The organism is Streptococcus sp. GMD1S, from assembly GCF_000296875.1.
Classification (GTDB): Bacteria; Bacillota; Bacilli; order Lactobacillales; family Streptococcaceae; genus Streptococcus.
Window position 1 is genome coordinate 1 of the sequence record NZ_AJQY01000268.1, and the last position, 625, is coordinate 625.

A 625-nucleotide genomic window follows, 5' to 3' on the forward strand; every position below is an offset into this window, starting at 1 on the left:
TTTTACCGATCCACCACTTGAGCTTCAAAGTAAGCTGGCTTGTCGTCTACATTGGTCATGGTAATCGTGTAGGACTTGTTATTGGTTACATAAAAAAACTTTCTCCCCTTGGTAGTTGACAACAATTCCATTCTTTACCAAATGAATATCTGTTTGATTGTTTGGAAGCTCTTTATCATCTTTCCAACTTATCTAAGATTTTCTGGTATTCTTTATGCAAATCCTTAGCTTTCTTAGAAGAATCATATTTTGCACTCTCAACCTTCACATCCTTCATCTTCTGCACCCAGCTCATGTCCACACCGTCCGCATAGTAGTTGCCATCGCTATCGACAATGATTTTACTTAGTTGCGTAGCTCCTTGAATCACTAAGCTAAGGACTTCTAGACTATCGCTGAAATACTGGGAAACCTCTGAGACAAAGAATTCTAATTTTTCAATCTTGTCATCCAAATCCTGAATACCCGACTCGATTTGAGACTTGGTATTGTAGAGGATGGTCTTCTCAGAGAAGGCTCTCCCCCAAATGAGACTAAAGAGGTCTTTGATTTGATTTAGCCAGTTCTCCCTCGCTTGAATCTGAGCTTCTACGATAGCTAACTGCTCTTCCCTCAATTTTTTCAG

The 625-nt window shown here is 39.7% G+C and carries 2 pseudogenes; both read right to left on the reverse strand.

The window, feature by feature from the left end:
- Positions 1-2: 2 nt before the first annotated feature.
- Positions 3-183 (reverse strand): annotated as a pseudogene (locus tag GMD1S_RS12595) (hypothetical protein); the annotation flags it as partial.
- A 76-nt stretch (positions 184-259) separates the two neighbouring features.
- Positions 260-625: pseudogene (locus GMD1S_RS12400) on the reverse strand (hypothetical protein); the annotation flags it as partial.